The sequence below is a fragment of the Nocardioides carbamazepini genome, assembly GCF_024614185.1.
GTDB classification, from domain to species: domain Bacteria; phylum Actinomycetota; class Actinomycetes; order Propionibacteriales; family Nocardioidaceae; genus Nocardioides; species Nocardioides carbamazepini.
Window position 1 is genome coordinate 20743 of the sequence record NZ_JAHTLF010000011.1, and the last position, 18165, is coordinate 38907.

General features: G+C 72.1%; 14 protein-coding genes. 8 read left to right on the forward strand and 6 right to left on the reverse strand.

The genetic code is table 11. The features are described from left to right. The first annotated feature begins 52 nt into the window (after nucleotides 1-52). The gene (locus tag KVF89_RS05260; RefSeq protein WP_257423998.1) at nucleotides 53-1534 is read left to right on the forward strand and encodes a substrate-binding domain-containing protein; all 1482 of its coding nucleotides are present in this window, start codon (nucleotides 53-55) and stop codon (nucleotides 1532-1534) included. A gap of 101 nt (nucleotides 1535-1635) precedes the next feature. Next, on the forward strand, nucleotides 1636-2511 hold the full coding sequence (locus KVF89_RS05265; RefSeq protein ID WP_257424000.1) for a phosphate ABC transporter ATP-binding protein: 876 nt from the start codon (nucleotides 1636-1638) through the stop codon (nucleotides 2509-2511). Nucleotides 2512-2547: 36 nt separating this feature from the next. Here KVF89_RS05265 and KVF89_RS05270 read toward each other — a convergent pair whose 3' ends face one another. Beyond that, nucleotides 2548-3231, reverse strand: a complete 684-nt coding sequence (locus KVF89_RS05270) for a hypothetical protein (RefSeq protein WP_257424002.1) — start codon at nucleotides 3229-3231, stop codon at nucleotides 2548-2550. Further along, the gene (locus KVF89_RS05275) at nucleotides 3228-3812 is read right to left on the reverse strand and encodes an RNA polymerase sigma factor (protein WP_257424004.1); all 585 of its coding nucleotides are present in this window, start codon (nucleotides 3810-3812) and stop codon (nucleotides 3228-3230) included. The genes KVF89_RS05270 and KVF89_RS05275 overlap by 4 nt, the downstream gene beginning before the upstream one ends. A gap of 172 nt (nucleotides 3813-3984) precedes the next feature. Here KVF89_RS05275 and mfd point away from each other — a divergent pair, with 172 nt between their 5' ends. The 4 genes from mfd to KVF89_RS05295 are packed head-to-tail and all read left to right on the forward strand — an operon-like array spanning nucleotide 3985 to nucleotide 10738. Further along, a complete protein-coding gene (gene mfd, locus KVF89_RS05280) occupies nucleotides 3985-7542 on the forward strand; it encodes a transcription-repair coupling factor (RefSeq protein WP_257424006.1) in 3558 nt (1185 codons plus the stop codon). Between the two features lie 2 nt (nucleotides 7543-7544). Further along, on the forward strand, nucleotides 7545-8291 hold the full coding sequence (locus KVF89_RS05285; protein WP_257424007.1) for a sigma factor-like helix-turn-helix DNA-binding protein: 747 nt from the start codon (nucleotides 7545-7547) through the stop codon (nucleotides 8289-8291). A gap of 12 nt (nucleotides 8292-8303) precedes the next feature. Further along, nucleotides 8304-8924 (forward strand): MazG nucleotide pyrophosphohydrolase domain-containing protein, encoded by a 621-nt coding sequence (locus tag KVF89_RS05290; protein ID WP_257424008.1) that lies wholly within the window; start codon nucleotides 8304-8306, stop codon nucleotides 8922-8924. Beyond that, the gene (locus KVF89_RS05295; protein ID WP_257424010.1) at nucleotides 8921-10738 is read left to right on the forward strand and encodes a neutral/alkaline non-lysosomal ceramidase N-terminal domain-containing protein; all 1818 of its coding nucleotides are present in this window, start codon (nucleotides 8921-8923) and stop codon (nucleotides 10736-10738) included. Before KVF89_RS05290 ends, KVF89_RS05295 begins: the two co-directional genes overlap by 4 nt. Here KVF89_RS05295 and KVF89_RS05300 read toward each other — a convergent pair. Next, nucleotides 10732-11826 (reverse strand): serine hydrolase domain-containing protein, encoded by a 1095-nt coding sequence (locus tag KVF89_RS05300; RefSeq protein WP_257424012.1) that lies wholly within the window; start codon nucleotides 11824-11826, stop codon nucleotides 10732-10734. The genes KVF89_RS05295 and KVF89_RS05300 overlap by 7 nt on opposite strands. 161 nt (nucleotides 11827-11987) lie before the next feature. Between KVF89_RS05300 and KVF89_RS05305 the strand changes: the two genes are divergently transcribed. Together KVF89_RS05305 and KVF89_RS05310 are read left to right on the forward strand one after the other, a co-directional pair. Continuing rightward, nucleotides 11988-13292 carry an HNH endonuclease signature motif containing protein gene (locus tag KVF89_RS05305; RefSeq protein ID WP_257424014.1) on the forward strand — a complete coding sequence of 435 codons (1305 nt, stop codon included), beginning with the start codon at nucleotides 11988-11990 and terminating at the stop codon, nucleotides 13290-13292. Between the two features lie 83 nt (nucleotides 13293-13375). Further along, nucleotides 13376-14128, forward strand: coding sequence for an IclR family transcriptional regulator (locus KVF89_RS05310; protein ID WP_257424016.1), 753 nt, complete (start codon nucleotides 13376-13378; stop codon nucleotides 14126-14128). Nucleotides 14129-14137: 9 nt separating this feature from the next. Here KVF89_RS05310 and KVF89_RS05315 read toward each other — a convergent pair whose 3' ends face one another. From KVF89_RS05315 to hutU, 3 genes are read right to left on the reverse strand one after another with little or no spacing between them, the layout of a single operon-like run. Continuing rightward, nucleotides 14138-15415: an MFS transporter gene (locus tag KVF89_RS05315; protein WP_257424018.1), complete on the reverse strand. Its 1278-nt coding sequence runs from the start codon at nucleotides 15413-15415 to the stop codon at nucleotides 14138-14140. Next, nucleotides 15412-16443: an LLM class flavin-dependent oxidoreductase gene (locus KVF89_RS05320; RefSeq protein WP_257424019.1), complete on the reverse strand. Its 1032-nt coding sequence runs from the start codon at nucleotides 16441-16443 to the stop codon at nucleotides 15412-15414. Before KVF89_RS05320 ends, KVF89_RS05315 begins: the two co-directional genes overlap by 4 nt. Beyond that, a complete protein-coding gene (hutU, locus tag KVF89_RS05325) occupies nucleotides 16440-18107 on the reverse strand; it encodes a urocanate hydratase (RefSeq protein WP_257424022.1) in 1668 nt (555 codons plus the stop codon). Before hutU ends, KVF89_RS05320 begins: the two co-directional genes overlap by 4 nt. Nucleotides 18108-18165: the final 58 nt, after the last annotated feature.

Consider the following 18165-nt stretch of genomic DNA (forward strand, 5'->3'; position numbering starts at 1 on the left):
GACCGCGGCTGCACCGGCAGTCGTATGCCTCTCACAGAAAGTCGAACACGCAATGTCTGTACGCAAGACCCTCACGGCCACCTTCGCAGCCGCGGTGGCCACGTCGGCGGTGACGATGATCGCCTCTCCGGCCCACGCCGCCTACAACCCGCAGCCCGAGGACAGCAAGGCCGCCCCGGTCGCCGCCGACCTGATCGGCGTCGGCTCCGACACCACCATGATCGCCCTCCACCAGGCGGCCCTGGTGTGGAACGGCGGCGCCAAGGCCGACTACGGCCAGACCTTCGACATCGCCACCTTCAGTGCCTTGGGCGGCGGTGAGATCAACCTTCCGACCAATGGCGCCAAGACCCGGCCCAACGGCTCGAGCGACGGCAAGAACAAGATGCGCACCGCCGACTACTCGGACGTGGACTTCGCCCGTTCCTCCGACGCGGTGAAGACCGGTGCGGAGGGCGACGAGCTCGCCGGCATCCCGTTCGCGCTGGACACGGTCGTGATGGCCGTGTCCAACACGACCCCGTCCCACGCCCCGGCCACGTTGACCGGTGCTCAGCTGAAGAGCATCTACGACTGCACGGCCGACAACTGGACCGATGTCGGTGGCACCGCCGGCCCGATCAAGGCCTACGTTCCGCAACCCGGCTCGGGAACGGAGAAGTTCTTCAAGGCGCAGCTGGTCGCCCTGGGCCTCTCGGACTACGGCTCCTGCGTCATGGACGACGTCGAGGGCACTCCTGTCCAGGAGCACAGCGACGCTCCGGTGAAGGCCGACGCCAACGCCATCGTGCCGATCTCCAAGGGCCGCGCCGAGCTGATCCCGGGCAACACGGTCCGGCTGATCGAGGGCGCGGTCGCCTTCAAGAGGGCCGTCTACAACGCTGTCCGCGCGGGCGACTACGCCAAGCCCGAGTTCCAGGCGTTCTTCGGTGAGAACGGATTCCTGTGCTCGGCCGCCGCGGCCGAGGCGATCGCGGCCGGTGGCCTCAAGCAGCTCGCCACCCCTGCCAACGGTGGTGTCTGCGGCACGAACAACGACAGCACCACCGAGTTCGCCACCAACGAGGTCGTCCAGAGCAGCACTGCTCTGACCGGCACCAACCTGGCGGCCGGTGTGCGACTGTCCGCCAAGGTCTCCGGCTCCTCGCAGCCCACTGGCTCGGTCTCCTTCTACGAGGGCACCACGCTGCTGAACCCGAACGCCGCCCCGCTCGTGTCCGGTGAGGGCACCTACGTGGTCCCGTCACCGACGGTCGGCGTGCACACCTATCGGGCCGTCTTCACGCCCAACAACGCGAAGTACCTCGGCTCCGAGGCGACCGTCACGGTGAACTACGCGCCGCCGGCCACCGGCCCGTCGCCGGCCCTCGCGGCGGCACAGGCGCAGCTGGACAAGGCGCAGGCCAAGGTGGCCAAGCTGAAGAAGCAGGTCAAGAAGGCCACGGGAGCCAAGAAGGTCAAGCTGAAGAAGAAGCTGAAGAAGGCCAAGCAGGCCGTCAAGACCGCCACCGCCGCGGTCGCCGCGGCGTCCTGACGCGGTACCCCGCAGTTCCGCACCACCCGGATCACGCGTAGCACCGGTGCCGGGCGGCCCACGGGCCGCCCGGCACCGCGCCCCGACAGGAAGTGCCCACCATGGACCTCAACGCCGACCACACGACCGTCATCCCGGCGGTCGGCGCCGACGTACCCCGGCTCGATCCAGCCCTGCCGGTCGACGTCGCCGAGCGCACGAGCCTGGCCGAGATCGAGGCCCGCGACATCACCGCGTGGTTCGGCGACCACAAGGTCCTCGACCGGGTCTCCCTCACGATGGCCGCCGGCCGGATCACGGCCCTGATCGGACCGTCGGGCTGCGGCAAGTCCACCTTCCTGCGCATCCTCAACCGGATGCACGAGCTCGTCCCGTCGGCGCAGCTGGCCGGCGAGGTGCTGCTCGACGGGGAGGACATCTACGACCCGGGCAAGCGGCTCATCGACGCCCGCCGGTCGATCGGCATGGTGTTCCAGAAGCCGAACCCGTTCCCGGCGATGTCGATCCGGGAGAACGTGCTCGCCGGCCTCAAGCTCACCGGCACCCGGATGAGGAAGGCCGACAAGGACGACCTCGTCGAGTCCTGCCTGGTCAAGGGCGGCCTGTGGAACGAGGTCAAGGACCGGCTCGACGCCCCCGGCGGCGGGCTGTCCGGCGGGCAGCAGCAGCGGCTGTGCATCGCGCGGTCGCTGGCGATCCGCCCGCGGGTGCTGCTCATGGACGAGCCGTGCTCCGCCCTCGACCCGACGTCCACCCGGGTGATCGAGGAGACGATGCTCGAGCTCGCCCGGGAGGTGACGATCGTGATCGTCACCCACAACATGCAGCAGGCCGCGCGCGTCTCGGACCAGTGCGCCTTCTTCCTCGCCTCCCAGGGCCAGCCCGGCGTGATCGTCGAGCACGGCGACACCGAGGCGATGTTCCAGGGGCCTCAGGACTCCCGCACCTACGACTACGTCAACGGCCGCTTCGGCTGAGGGCATCAGTCGGGCCCGGACGTCGCTGTCGGGGGCTCAGCGCGTGAGCATCGCTCCGCACCTGGCGCCGCCGAACTGGTAGGTGGCGACGATGGTGTCCCCGTGGGGACCGGTCGCCGTACTCAGCTTCAGGGCGCTGCCGCTGGTCACGGTCGGACCGGCCAGGGTCACCAGGTAGTCCTCCCCGTCACGTTCGAGGGTGATGGCCGACTCTCCCGCCGTGGTGAGGCCGCAACCGCTCGACGCATCGTCGGTGAACGTCGCGTCCATCGGCACGGGATCGGAGGGTGTCAACGATCCATCGGCAGGAAGATCCGGCCCGTCGGGACTGACGTTGCCCTGCTCGTCGACGGTCAGCGACGAGCCGTGACCGCTGTAGTCGACGGCTGCCTCGACGCCCTGCTCGGCGAGCGCCGACTCCAGGGCGCTCGCGTCCTTGAACTCGTGGATGCGGATCACCACCGCGCCGCTCGGCCCCGTCTCGACCGCGAAGGCGGGCGAACCGCCGGCGAGCAGGCTGCCGCCGGCAAGAGCTGCGACGACAGCGCTGCCGGTCGCGGCGGCCAGGCGCACCCGCCTGCGCCGCCGAGCCTGGGAGGCAGCGCCGGCTGTGCCGGCGTTGCGCCGGATCACCACCGAGCGCAGCTCGGCGAGGAGCTCTCGTTCGAAGCTGTCCAGCTCGGGCGGTCCGGCGGTGTGGTCAGGTAGCTGGGTGGTCATGATGTTGCCTCCTGGATGCGGATCGGCGGCGGGCAGGCCGCCGCCTGGATGAGTTGATCGACCCGGGCCCGGCTGCGGTGCAGCCGGACCCGCGCGGTGGCCGGCTTCACCCCCAGCACGGCCGCGGCGTCGGTCACGGTGAGACCGTCGAGAGCGACCAGCTCGATGACGCGCCGATCGCGCTCGGGCAGCTCGGCCAGTGCCCGGTACACCTCGCGGAGCTCGCGCTCGGCGTCGATCCGCTCCTCGATCCGAGCCAGCGCGTCTCCCTCGAGGTGCCGCCGGCCTCCCGCACGTTGCAGGGCCGCTCGTTCACGAGCGCGGCGACGGACCTGGTCGGCGAGGACGTTCCGGGCGATTCCGTACAACCAGCCTGTCGGGGTTCCGCGGCTCGGGCGGTAGGACTCAGCGGCGTCCACGGCGGCCAGGAAGATGTCCGTGGTCAGGTCGGCGGCCCAGTGTGGATCGTCGACCCTGCGGGCGACGAACCGGCCGACCGCGCCTACGTGCTCGCGGTAGAACGCCTCCAGCGCGTCGGGGTCGCGAGCTATCGAAGCGACCAGACCCTCGTCATCGTTCATGCCCCTACTTCGTCCCGGGGACCCCCAGCGTTACACACGGATCCTGCTCTCTCCCCGCAACGGACCCGATGGCCTCGGGGGATGTCGGCGACGGGCCGTAGGCTGGTCGCCGCACCCCCGGTCGTCCCGGACCGGGGGCGATCGTGCTGTCCCCTGACCGAAGGTGTGCCTTGTGAGTCTCGCCGGCCTCGCCGACGCCGTCCTCGCCGACCCGACCCTGTCCGCCGCGCTCGCGGGCGCGGTCGACGGCACCCAGCCGACCGGTGAGCTGACCGGTCCGGAGGCCCTGCGGCCCTTCCTGGTGACCGGACTGGTCCGGGCGGGGCGCCCGGTGCTGGTCGTCACCGCGACCACCCGCGAGGCCGAGCAGCTCGTCGCCGAGCTGGGCGACCTGGTCGACCCGACGGCCGTCGCCTACTACCCGAGCTGGGAGACCCTGCCCCACGAGCGGCTGAGCCCGCGCAGCGACACGGTCGGCCGTCGGCTGGCCGTGCTCCGCCGGCTCTGCCACCCGGGGACCGACGCGACGACCGGCCCGGTCCAGGTCGTCGTCGCGCCCGTGCGCAGCGTGCTGCAGCCCCAGGTCAAGGGCCTCGGCGACCTGGTCCCGGTCGAGCTGGCCGTCGGCGGCACGGCCGAGATCGACGAGGTGGTCGCCGGACTCGTCGGCGCGGCCTACTCCCGGGTCGACCTGGTCGAGCGGCGGGGTGAGTTCGCCGTGCGCGGCGGCATCGTCGACGTCTTCCCGCCGACCGAGGAGCATCCGCTGCGCGTGGAGTTCTTCGGCGACGACATCGACGAGATCCGCTCGTTCGCGGTCGCCGACCAGCGCACCATCGCGAAGGTGAACCGGCTGTGGGCGCCGCCCTGCCGGGAGCTGCTGCTCACCGACCAGGTGCGCGCGCGGGCGGCGGAGCTGGGCCGCACCCACCCGCAGCTCCTCGAGATCACCGACAAGCTCGCCGAGGGCATCGCCGTCGAGGGCATGGAGGCGCTCATCCCGGCGCTCGTCGACGACCTGGAGCTGCTCGTCGACCTGATGCCCGAGGACACCCGGGTCCTGGTGCTCGACCCCGAGCGCGCCCGCGCTCGCGCCCACGACCTGGTGGCGACCAGCGAGGAGTTCCTCGCCGCGTCCTGGGCGACGGCCGCGAGCGGCGGTCAGGCGCCGGTCGACCTGCAGGCGGCGTCGTACCAGTCGCTCGCCGACGTCCGCACCCACGCCCGCGAGCGGGGCCAGGCCTGGTGGACGTTCAGCCCGTTCGGCCTGGACGACACGATAGTCCCGGGGCAGAAGCACCAGGAAGCGCCCGCGAACGGTGCTTCTGAGCAGGGAGTATCACCGGCGCCGTCGTACCGCGGTGACGTGGGGAAGGCCTTCGCCGACATCGCCCGCTGGCGCTCCGAGGGTCACGCGGTCGCCGTCGTCCACGTCGGTCACGGCCCGGCGCAGCGCATGGTCGAGGCGTTGGGGGAGCAGGACGTGCCCGCCCGGCTCGTCGAGGAGCTCCCCGCCGGCCACGTGCTCGACCCGGCGGTCGTCACGATCACGTGCGGAAACCTGGGCCACGGACTGGTCGACACCGGGCGCGGCTTCGTGATCCTCACCGGCGAGGACATCGTCGGCACCAAGGCCTCCACGCGTGACAAGGGCGCGATGCCGGTACGCCGCAAGCGGCAGATCGACCCCCTCGAGCTCAAGGCCGGCGACTACGTCGTGCACGAGCAGCACGGCGTCGGCCGGTTCGTGGAGATGAAGCAGCGTGAGGTGCAGGGCGCGGTGCGCGAGTACCTCGTGCTGGAGTACGGCCCGTCCAAGCGCGGTGGCCCGGCCGACCGGCTGTTCGTGCCGGCCGACACCCTCGACCAGGTCACCCGCTACGTCGGCGGCGAGCAGCCCAGCCTCGACCGGCTCGGGGGAGGCGACTGGACCAAGCGCAAGAACAAGGCGCGCAAGGCGGTCCGCGAGATCGCCGCGGAGCTGATCAAGCTGTACGCCGCCCGGCAGGCGACCCAGGGCCACGCGTTCGGTCCCGACACCCCCTGGCAGCGCGAGCTCGAGGACGCCTTCCCGTTCCACGAGACCCCCGACCAGCTGACCACGGTCGACGAGGTCAAGGCCGACATGGAGCGCACGGTCCCGATGGACCGCCTCATCTGCGGCGACGTCGGCTACGGCAAGACCGAGATCGCGGTCCGGGCCGCGTTCAAGGCGGTCCAGGAGGGCAAGCAGGTCGCGGTCCTGGTACCGACGACCCTGCTCGTCAACCAGCACCTCGACACCTTCAGCGAGCGGATGAGCGGGTTCCCCGTCGTCCTCAAGGCGCTGAGCCGCTTCCAGACCGACAAGGAGGCGGCCGAGACCATCGCCGGCCTCGCCGACGGCACCGTCGACGTCGTGGTCGGCACCCACCGGCTCTTCAACGCCGACACGAAGTTCAAGGACCTCGGCCTGATCATCGTCGACGAGGAGCAGCGCTTCGGCGTCGAGCACAAGGAGGCGATGAAGCGCCTGCGCACCTCCGTGGACGTCCTCTCCATGAGCGCGACCCCCATCCCGCGCACCTTGGAGATGGCGATCACCGGCATCCGCGAGATGTCGACGATCACCACGCCGCCGGAGGAGCGGCACCCGGTGCTGACCTATGTCGGCGGCTACGAGGACCGGCAGGTGGTGGCGGCGATCCGTCGTGAGCTGCTCCGTGACGGCCAGGTGTTCTACATCCACAACCGGGTCAGCTCGATCGAGAAGGCCGCGGCGAAGCTCCGCGAGCTCGTGCCGGAGGCCCGGGTAGCGACCGCCCACGGCCAGCTGGGCGAGCACCAGCTCGAGCAGGTGATGCTCGACTTCTGGGAGAAGAACTTCGACGTCCTCGTCTGCACGACGATCGTGGAGTCCGGCATCGACGTCTCCAACGCCAACACGATGATCATCGAGCGCTCCGACACGCTCGGCCTCTCCCAGCTGCACCAGCTGCGTGGCCGGGTCGGCCGGTCCCGGGAGCGGGCCTACGCCTACTTCCTCTACCCGACCGAGAAGCCGCTCACCGAGACCGCCCACGAGCGGCTCGCGACGCTGGCGCAGCACTCCGACCTCGGTGGCGGCATGGCGATCGCGATGAAGGACCTGGAGATCCGCGGCGCCGGCAACCTGCTCGGCGGCGAGCAGTCCGGTCACATCGCCGACGTCGGCTTCGACCTCTACGTCCGCCTGGTCGGCGAGGCGGTGCGCGACTTCCGCTCGGACGGCGGAGCGCCGGAGCAGCTCGAGGAGGTCCGCATCGAGCTTCCGGTCGAGGCGCACCTGCCGCACGACTACATCCCGAGCGAGCGGCTCCGGCTGGAGATCTACAAGCGCCTGGCCGAGGTGCGCACCGACGCCGACGTCGACGAGATCGTCGCCGAGCTCCAGGACCGCTACGGCGAGCCGCCGGAGCAGGTCACGGCGCTGCTCCTCGTGGCGCGCTTCCGGGCACGGGTGCGACAGGCGGGGGTCAAGGAGGTCACCACGGTCGGCAAGAACGTGCGCTTCCACCCCGTCGTGCTCCCGGAGTCGCGGACCATCCGGCTCAACCGGCTCTACCCGAAGTCGATCGTCAAGCACCAGCTCGAGTCGATCCTGGTGCCGCGGCCCGGCATCCCGGGGCGGACGGGCACCCCCCTGGAAGGGGTCGCCCTGCTTGAATGGGCCAGACTCGTCATCGACTCGGTCATCGACCCCAAGGAGTGAGTGTGCGCCCCTCGTTCGTGCCCAGGTTCGCGTCCAGGTCCGTGCCGAGGTTCCTGCCCGCCGTGGCGGCCCTGTCCGCGACGGCCCTGCTGGCCGCCGGCTGTGGCGTCTCCGACGAGAGTGTCAAGCCGGGCCTCGCCGCCGAGGTCGAGGGCCAGCAGCTCCGGCTCAGCAAGGTCGACCAGGCGGTCGAGGACTACTGCGCGCTGCGGGCGGCCAACCCGCAGGCGTCGGCCGCGCCCACCGCGCTGATCCGCGCCCAGTTCGTCGTCGGCTGGACGCAGGCGGTCGCCGTCGACGCCCTCGCGGAGGAGCACGGCGTGACCCTGCCGTCGGAGGCGATCGACCGCACCGCCGTCCAGCAGGCCTGGGAGCCGCTCGGCACGATCGACGACGACAACTACGAGACCTTCGAGTGGCTGACCTGGATCCAGCAGCGGCTCAGCGACCCGGTCGCCCAGCTCGGCGCCGACGACGCCGGGGTCGAGGGCCAGGAGGCCGTCGCCGCGGGCATCGACCTGATCACCCAGTGGCTCGCCGACCAGGACGTCACCTTCAACCCCGTCTTCGGTGCCTACGACGCCGAGACCGGTGTCTTCGGCGGCGACCCGCTGTCGGTCCCGGTCAGCCGCGAGGCCAAGGACGCCAGCGACACCACCGCGCTCACCCCCGAGCAGGTCGCGGACCTGCCCGCCGAGCAGCGCTGCGGTTCGGCCGTGGCCCCGGCGGCGGCCGCGCCCCAGGGCTGAGCCGGGAGAGCCGTGCCTGCCCCCGCGGACGGAGCGGTCGCCGAGTTCGTCGCGGTGATGCGGCGGCTGCGTGCCGAGTGCCCCTGGAAGCAGGAGCAGACGCACCGCTCGCTGGTGCGCTACCTGCTCGAGGAGACCTACGAGACGGTCGACGCCATCGACGACGCCGAGGCGAGCGGCGACTTCGGGCACCTGGCCGAGGAGCTGGGCGACCTGCTGCTGCAGGTCGTCTTCCACGCCGTGATCGCCGAGGAGCGCGGCGACTTCGACCTCGACGACGTCGCCCGCGGGATCACCGCCAAGATGCACCGTCGCAACCCGCACGTCTTCGGCGACCGTCCCGAGGACGCGGCCGGCGGCCTCACGGCCGACCAGGTCGACGAGCGCTGGCAGCGGATCAAGGCGGCCGAGCGTCCTGACGGTGCCGGTCCGCCCGACCTGCCGTCCGCGCTGCCCGCCCTGCTGTACGCCGACAAGGTGCTCGCCCGGCGCGAGCGGGCCGGGCTGCCGCTCGACGTGGCGGCGGACTCGACCGACCTGGGGGAGCGGCTGCTCGCACTGGTCGCCGAGGCCCGGGCGGCGGGGACCGACCCGGAGCAGGCGTTGCGGGACGCCGCGCGGCGACGGCGGTGACCGCCGACCGGCGGGGCTGGCGTGCCGGTCGCGGTCTCGCCGATGTCACCGGCGAGCCGTGGGGCGTCGGGATGATGGGCTACGGGATGCCGGACCAGCGCACCCGCGGCATCCTCTCGCGGCAGTACGCCCGCGCGTTCGTGCTCGACGACGGCCATCGCCGTGTGGCGTTCGTGGTGGCCGACATCGGCATGTTCTTCCAGACGACCGTGGCGGCGATCCACGAGCGGCTGAGCGCCCGGTTCGGCACCCGGTACGGCCCGGACAACGTCGTGCTCACCGCCACCCACACCCACTGCGGGCCCGGCGGCCACGGGCACGACATCCTCTACAACATCACCACCGGCGGCTTCCGCCCGCGGACCTTCGAGCGGCTGGTCGACGGCGTGGTGGAGGCGATCGCCCGCGCCGACGCCGACCTCGCGCCGACCACGCTGGTCCTCAGCCGCGGCGAGCTGCACGACGCGAGCGCCAACCGGGCCCGGGCGGCCTTCGAGCGTGATCCCGCCGACGAGCGGGCCCGGTTCCCCGGCGGCATCGACCCGCGGATGACGCTGCTGCGCCTGGAGCGCGACGGCCGGCTGGCCGGTGCCATCAGCTGGTTCGGCGTCCACAACACCTCGATGTCCAACCGCAACCGGCTGATCAGCGCCGACAACAAGGGCTGGGCGGCCCACCGGTGGGAGCAGGACGGCGACCTGGTCACGGCGTTCGCCCAGACCAACGCCGGCGACCTCAGCCCCAACCTGGAGCTGCGGCCGACGGATGGGCCTACCCGCGACGAGCGCGACAACACCCGGATCATCGGCGAGCGCCAGCTGGCCGCCGCCCGCGGGCTCGCGGCCGGGCCCGGCGTCGCGGTGGAGCCGCTGGTCGACGTACGCCACCGGTGGGTGCGGCTCGCCGGCCGGCCCGCCGGCTCCGGGCGGACCGGCCGCGCGATCCTCGGGGCGAGCTTCGCCGCCGGCAAGCTGACCGACGGACCGGGCTCGCCGCTGTTCGACGAGGGCCGCCGCAACCCGGTGCCCGAGCGGATCTCCCGCCGGCTCTACCGCCGCCGCACTGCGCTCGCCGCGGCGCACGCGCCCAAGGACCTGTTCCTCCCGGTCGGCAGCCTGCGCTGGGTGCAGGAGACCTACCTGCTCCAGCTGGTCCGATGGGGCCACCTCCACCTGGTCTGCCTGCCGTTCGAGGTGACCGTCGTCGCCGGGTGGCGGCTGCGGCAGGCGGTGGCGACCGAGCTCGGCGTCGATGTCGAGGACGTCGTGCTGCAGGGTTACGCCAACGGCTACGGGCACTACGTGACCACGCCCGAGGAGTACGACGAGCAGCTCTACGAGGCCGGGTCCACGATCTTCGGCCGCCACCAGCTGGCCGCCCTCCAGGACGCGGTCGTCGAGCTCGCCACCGCGCTGCGCAGCGGGCGCGCGATCGATCCGGGACGGCCGCCGCGGCCACGGCGTGTGCGCTGGACCCTTCCGCTCGGGTCGCCGCGCCTGACCCGGCGGGACCGGCCCGGTGTGCGTCACGCCCCCTCGACCGCCCGCACGGGGGAGACGGTCACCGCGACCTTCGGCACCGACCATCCGAACGCGGTGCTGCGGCCGACGTACCTGCGGGTCGAGCGGCGCGAGGAGGACCGCTGGCTCCAGGTCGCCGACGACTCGTCGCCGTCCACGACGATCACCTGGCGCCGGGACCGGGCACTGCGCTTCGTCGCCGACGTCAGCTGGGTGGCCGGCCCGCCCGGCAGCTACCGGATCACCTGCGTCGGCAGCACGGACGCGACGACGTCGCCGATCGTCGTTCACTGACGGTCGGCGGCACGCGGACCGAGCTCGGCGGTCACCATGTCCGCGAGGCGTTGCGCGGTGCCGAAGTCCCGGCCGAGGCGGTTCTTGGTGACAGCGAAGGACGTCCCCGTGGCGACGTCGGCGTAGGCGTAGCTGCCCCCGCCGCCAGGCCAGCCGAACGTGGTCGACGCCTCGCCGGCGGAGGCGCCGATGCGGCCCAGCGGGTAGCCCAGGGCCAGCCGGACGGGGTTGCCGAAGACCTGGTCGGTGCCCTCGAAGGCGACCGTCGACAGCCCCACGCTTTGGGGGGCGGCGATCAGTCGACCGTCCAGGACCGCGGCATACACGGTCGAGAGCGCCCGTGCGGTGAAGGTGCCCACCGACGGGACATCGGCCCGGAGAAGGTCGAGGCTGTTGCCCAGCGACGCACTGGGCTGCCGCTCCCACGGCGCCAGGATGCTGTCGGCCGCCGGGTCCGTCGGCTGCGGCTCGGAGTCCTCCAGCCTGGCGAGTCGGGAGAGCTCGGTCGGGGGCACGCCGAAGTAGAGCTCGCCGGAGATCCCGAGGGGCATGGCGACCCAGTCCTGGAGCAGCCAGCCCATCGGCCGCCCGGTGACGCGGCGGGCGATCTCGCCGACCAGGAAGCCGAAGGTGTAGGAGTGGTATCCGGTCTCGGTGCCGGGGCGCCACCGGGGCTGCGCCTCGGCGATCGCGGCGCACACCCGTCGCCAGTCGCCCAGATCGGCCGGCCCGAGCCCGCCGGGCATTGCGGGGACCCCCACGCTGTGCGTCAGCACGTGGCGCAGGGTCGCAGCCGTCTTGCCGTGTGTCCCGAACTCCGGCCACACCTCCGCAACCGGGGTGTCGTAGCCGATCAGGCCGCGCTCGACCAGCAGGTGGCCGAGGAGCGCGGTCACGCCCTTGGCGGCGGAGAAGCTGAAGAACGGGGTCTCCGGGACGACCGGTCGCCCGGTCCTGCTGTCGGCGACGCCGGCGACCGCGTCGACGACCTGCTCGCCCCGGTCGTGGACGGCCACCTGCAGGCCGGTCTCGGCCCCGGTGGCCACCAGGTCGTCCAGCACCTCCTGGCACCGGCGTTGAAGAGTCATCACTGTCCACTGTGCGGCACGACGGTCTGATGTGCCAGGCGCGCGACGGGCGGACGGCGTCAGGGGACGTTGGTCCTCCACACCCGCTGATCGAGTTTCCCTTGTCCACAAGCGGGTTTCCGCCGCTTTGAAGTGTCGAGGGTGAGTGGGAGAATCCAGTCATGGATCTCGGAACCGCGCCCCGCACGACAGCCTCGCTGCTGTCGCGTCTGGGTACTGGGGTCGAGGCCCGCAACCAGCTCCTCGTCGAGGAGTGGGCGGGGATCGTCACCTGGGCCGGCGACCACATCATCGACAGCCCCGAGGGCGCGGCGACCATCACCGAGGGCTACCTCGACACCGGCGTCCCGATCGCCGGCGACGGGGCACCGTTGGTCAGCGAGTTCGCGTTGATGGAGCTGATCGCCGTGTTGGGCAGGTCGCCGGACGGTGGACGGGCCTATGTCGGGCGGGTCATCGAGTGCGCCTGGCGACTCCCCCACGTGTATGCCGCCGTGGTGGCCGGCAAGCTGGCGCCGTGGCGGGCCGAACGGATCGCCGACCTCACCCGCCCCCTCTCAGCCGACGCGGCCGGGTTCGTGGACCGGCAGCTCTGGGACGCCTCGGGGGTCGGGTGGGCCCAGCTCGAGAGGCTGGTGGCCGAGGCGGTGCTGCGGTTCGACCCCGAGCGCGCCGAGGCCGAACGACGGGCCGCGGCTGACCAACGCCGGTTCGACATCGGTGGAGTCGACGAGCACGGCCTGGTCCACCTCGACGCCCTCATGGATGCTGCCGACGGACACGACCTGGATGTCGCGGTCGCCCGCCGTGCGGAGGTCCTGGGCCGGTTGGGTGACGACTCGTCGCTGGATGTGCGGCGCTCCAAGGCAGCGGCCGAGCTCGCCCGTCACGACCTCGCCCTGGACCTGCTGATCCCCGCCCCGGACACCGGAGAGGTGATCGCGACCGTCCCGGGCCGCAAGGTGATCCTCAACGTCCACATCACCGACACCACCCTCAGCGACGATCACCCGTTCGCGAACCCGGTCGGTCGGTGGGACGAGGGCCGCTGCCCCATCACCTCGGCCCAGATCCGCGAATGGCTGCGGACCAAGGACACCACGATCATCGTGCGACCGGTCATCGACCTGGCCGACCATCTCCCCGTCGGCTCGTATGAGATCCCCGACCGTCACCGCACCCGCGTGATCCTGCGCGACCACGCCTGTCGGTTCCCCCACTGCTCCCGACCTGCGCAGCGTTGCGACGTCGACCACGCCCGACCCTACGGTCAGCGTGGACTCACCTGTCCGTGCAACGAGGTGGCGCTATGCCGACGCCACCACCGGGCGAAGACCCACTCCACCTGGGCCTACGACATCGTGATGCCGGCCACCTGCATCTGGACCAGCCCCGCCGGGTTCCGGTTCCGCGTCGACCACCACGGCACCCACCCCATCCATCCCGGACACCCACCGGACCAGTAGCGACCCCGCCCCACACCCCGCGAACCTGACGGTTGCGGGGACAAGGCCATGTCGTCGAGCAGACGGACTGGAAGGATGCGGGCATGGAGCGACGAGCACCCGCGGCGGCGCAGGCCCTCGACGTGCTGCGGGTGATCTCGGCGAGCGTCGAGCCGGTCTCGGCCAGCCACGTCGCCCGCGAGCTCGGGCTGGCCCGGTCGACGACGTACTACCTGCTCGACGTGCTCATCGAGCACGGCTACGTCCGCCACCATGCCGAGCGCCGGCGCTACGGGCTCGGCATCGCGGCGCACGAGCTCGGGTCGGCGTACCAGCGCCAGGCACCGCTGCGCCGGATCGCCCAGCCGATCATCAACCGGCTCGTCGACGATGCGGGCCACAACGGGCACTTCGCGATCCTGCACGGCAGCGACGTGGTCTACCTGATCGAGGAGCGGGCGCCGGGGCGGCCGGTGCTGATCAGCGAGGTGGGGGTCCGGCTGCCTGCTCACCTCACCGCCAGCGGCCTGGCCCTGCTGGCCCGGCTGCCGGTGCCGCAGGTGCGGGCGCTCTTCCCGTCGAAGGAGTCGTTCTTCACCCGGCGCGGGCTCGGCCCGCAGTCGCCGACCGAGCTGCGCCGCGCCCTGACGACCGTACGACGGGACGGCTACGCCTTCGAGCAGGGCTGGATCATGCCCGACCTGGCCTCGGTCTCGGCCGCCGCGGTCGACGACAACGGCCTGCCGCTCGGGTCGTTCACGCTGACCTTCCCCGAGGAGCACCTCGAGACGCTGCCCGCGCTGGCCGCACTCGTCGCCCAGGCCGCCGAGCGGCTGAGCGAGCGAGTGCGGCACTGAGCAGGGCGCTCAGGGCTGCCGGTAGACCTTGCGCGCGAGCACCACGCCGATCACCGAGAGCGGCGCGATCATCATGAAGTAGTACGCCGGAGCGCGCAGCGTCACGTCGCTCCAGGCGGTCAGCAGCAGGGGCCCGAGGCTGCCCATGAAGATCATCCCGACGTTGTACGACAGCGCGATGCCGGTGGTGCGCACCTCGGTGTCGAACAGCTCGACCAGCAGCCCGGTCAGCGTGCCGAAGTAGGCCGCGATGATCACGCCGATGAAGGCCTCGACCAGGATCAGCGCCCCCGTGGTGCGGTGGCTGAGGAGGAACGACAGCAGCGGGTAGATGCTGACGAAGCCGACGACGGCGGCGGTCAGCAGGATCGGTACGGCGCCGATCCGGTCCGCGAGCCGGCCGAAGCAGGGTGCCAGCACGGCGATCACGGTGCCGGCGGTCGCCGCGGCGGCGTACCCGGACCACTGCGCGAGGTCGAGGCGGAGGGCGTAGGCGGCGAGGAAGGTGATCAGGTAGACGCCCATGCCGGCCATGCCGACGCACAGCGTGCCGACGAGCACCCGTCCCCAGTGGTCGCGCAGCGTCGTGCGCAGGGGGTTGGCGATCGGCTCGGTCGCGCGGAACTCCTCGGTGTCGGGGATCCGGTTGCGGATCCACAGGCCGATCGGGCCGATCAGGATGCCGAACACGAACGGCAGCCGCCACGCCCAGCTGTGCAGCGTCTCGGTGTCGACCGTCGTGAACAGCAGCCAGCCGGAGACACCGGCGAGGATCATCGCCATGCCCTGGGTGGCGGCCTGCCAGCTGGCCAGGAACCGGCGGCCGACCTGCGCGCTCTCGGCCATGAACGTCGTCGCGGCGCCGAACTCGCCACCCGCGGAGAACCCCTGGATCAGCCGCGACACCATGAGGATCGCCGGGGCGGCCACGCCGATGGTCGCGTACGTCGGCGTGACGGCGATGATCGCGACGCCGATCGTCATCAGCCCGATGGTCAGGGTGAGGGCGGCCTTGCGCCCGTGCCTGTCGGCGAGGTTGCCGATCACCATGGCGCCGACGGGGCGGATCAGATAGCTGATGAGCAGGCCGGCGTAGGTGCTGATCAGGCCGGCGGTCTGGTCGGACTTGGGGAAGAAGAGGACGGCCAGCACCGGCGCCATGTAGGCGTAGATGATGACGTCGTACCACTCCATGACGTTGCCGAGGCCGGCAGCGACGACGGAGCGCCAGGACGAGCGCGGCGCTGAGCGGCGCAGCCCTGCGGACGGGACGGGTGCTGTGGTCATGACGGGTGGACCTCACTGGAGAAGGGACGCGCTGCGGGTCGGAGCGCGGGGATGACCTCCGCGCCCAGGAGCGCGGCGCTGTCCAGCAGGTCCTGCCGGCGTGCGTCGCGAGAATGACCGGCCACGATGACGAAGTCCAGCCCGAGGTCGATGAGGGGCTGGATCCGCTCGACGCAGTGGTCGGGGTCGCCGACGATGGCGAACCGCTCCCGCAGGATCCGGTCCTCCTCGCTCGGCGTCGTGCGGAGGTTCGCGTGGGTGTCGATCCGGTAGTCGCCGTGGAGCTTCGAGCGCTGGTCGCGATCCGCGAACCTGGCGAGGACGCTGAGGCTGCCCGAGATGAGCTGGTTGGCTACGTCGAGGTCGCGGTGGGTGGCGACGTTGAGGTAGGCGCCGTACTGGATGCCGTCGGGGTCGAGCCCGGCGTCGGCGCGGGCCTTGCGGGCGGTCTCCAACGCCTGGGCGATGGGCTCCGGCTCGACCCCGACGGTGAGCACGAGCCGGTCGGCCAGGCAGGCGCCCAGCCGGATGACGCGGGGACCGGAGGCGGCGACCTCGATCGGGACGGGCGGCAGGCCGGTCTCGGCGACCCAGTCCATCCGGCTCTCGAACCCGTCGAGCGGGGCGTGGCCGTCGTTGAGGTAGCCGCGCAGCCGGGTCAGCACCTCCTCGAACTCGTGCACCGGTGCCGGTCCGCGCCCGATGTGGGAGAGCGAGGAGTCGCCGCGGCCGATGCCGAGCACCATCCGCCCGTCGGAGAAGGCGTGGGCCGTCGCGGCGGCGGAGGCGAGCGCGGCGACGTGGCGGGTGACCGGGTTGGTGACACCGGTGCCGAGCCGGATCCGCTCGGTGCGGGTTGCCGCGACCGAGATCGCGGCGAACGGGTCACCGGTGAGGTTCTGGCTGTCGGCGGCGAGCAGGCCGTGCCAGCCGGACCTCTCGTAGTGGACGGCGAGATCGGGGAACTCGGTGGCCGGCACGAAGCTCAGCGCGAAGACCTCCACCTGGTCGCTCGGGTGCGTGCTCATCGGGCGTCTCCCATCGGGATCTCGAGCCCGGTGCGCTCGGCGCAGTCCCGGGCGATCGGATAGCCCGCGTCCGCGTGGCGCAGCACAGCCGTGGCGGAGTCGTTGCGGAACACGCGGGCCAGCCGCGCGTCGGCCCGCTCGGTGCCGTCGGCCACGCAGACCTGGCCGGAGTGGATCGACTTGCCCATGCCGACGCCGCCGCCGTGGTGGATCGAGACCCACGAGGCGCCGGAGGCGACGTTGACCAGCGCGTTGAGCAGCGGCCAGTCCGCGATCGCGTCGGAGCCGTCGAGCATGCCCTCGGTCTCCCGGTACGGCGACGCGACCGAGCCGCCGTCGAAGTGGTCGCGTCCGACCACGATGGGCGCGGCGACCTCGCCGCGTCGGACGAGGTCGTTGAAGGCGAGTGCCGCCTGGTCGCGCTGGCCGTGCCCGAGCCAGCAGATCCGGGCGGGCAGTCCCTGCTGCGGGACGCGGTCGCCGGCGAGCCGCAGCCAGCGCTGGAGGCCCTCGTCGTCGGGGAAGAGCTCGGCGACGGCCCGGTCGGTGCGGGCGATGTCGGCCCGGTCGCCGGAGAGCGCGACCCAGCGGAACGGTCCGCGCCCCTCGCTGAAGAGCGGGCGGACGTACTCCTGCACGAAGCCCGGGATCTCGAAGGCGTCCGCGCAGCCGCCCTGGGCGGCGAACGCGCGCAGCGAGTTGCCGTAGTCGAAGACCACCGCGCCGCCGCGCCGGAAGGCGAGCATCGCCTCGACGTGCGCGGCCATCGAGGCCAGCGCCTGCTCGTGGCAGCCGGCCGGGTCGCGGCGTACCTTCTCGGCCCAGCCGTCGAGGTCCTCGCCGGTGGGCAGATAGGTGAGCGGCTCGTGCGCCGAGGTCTGGTCGGTGACGATGTCGATCGGCGCCCCGCTGCGCAGGTACGCCGGCAGCACGTCGGCCGCGTTGGCGCAGACCCCGATCGAGAGCGGACGCCGGGCCGCGGCGGCCTCCTCGGCCATCCGCAGCGCGGCCTCCGGGCTGTCGGCCACGGTGTCGAGGTAGCCGAGCTCGACGCGGCGGGCGACCTTGGCCGGGTCGACGTCGAGGCAGATCGCGACGCCGCCGTTCATGGTCACGGCCAGCGGCTGCGCGCCGCCCATGCCGCCGAGGCCGGCGGTCAGCGTGATCGTCCCGCCCAGGTCGCCGCCGAAGCGCTGCCGGGCCACCGCCGCGAAGGTCTCGTAGGTGCCCTGCACGATGCCCTGGCTGCCGATGTAGAGCCACGAGCCCGCGGTCATCTGGCCGAACATGATCAGCCCGAGCTCGTCGAGGCGGCGAAACTCGTCCCAGTTGGCCCAGTCGCCGACCAGGTTGCCGTTGGCGATGAGGACCCGCGGCGCGTCCGGCGTGGTGTCGAGGACGCCGACCGGCTTGCCGGACTGCACGAGCATGGTCTGGTCCGAGCGCAGCGTCGTGAGCCGGCGGGCGATCGCATCGAACGACGCCCAGTCGCGCGCGGCCTTGCCCGAGCCGCCGTACACGACGAGGTCGGCGGGGTTCTCCGCGACGTCGGGGTCGAGGTTGTTGTGCAGCATCCGGTACACCGCCTCCTGCTCCCACCCGAGGGTGGAGAGCCCGCTGCCGTGCGGGGATCGGAGGGTACGGACGGGGGACACGGCTGTCATGCGGAACTCCTGCTCTCGACGCTTCGTGCCAGTCATCCTGGGTGCGCGGAGCAGGCGT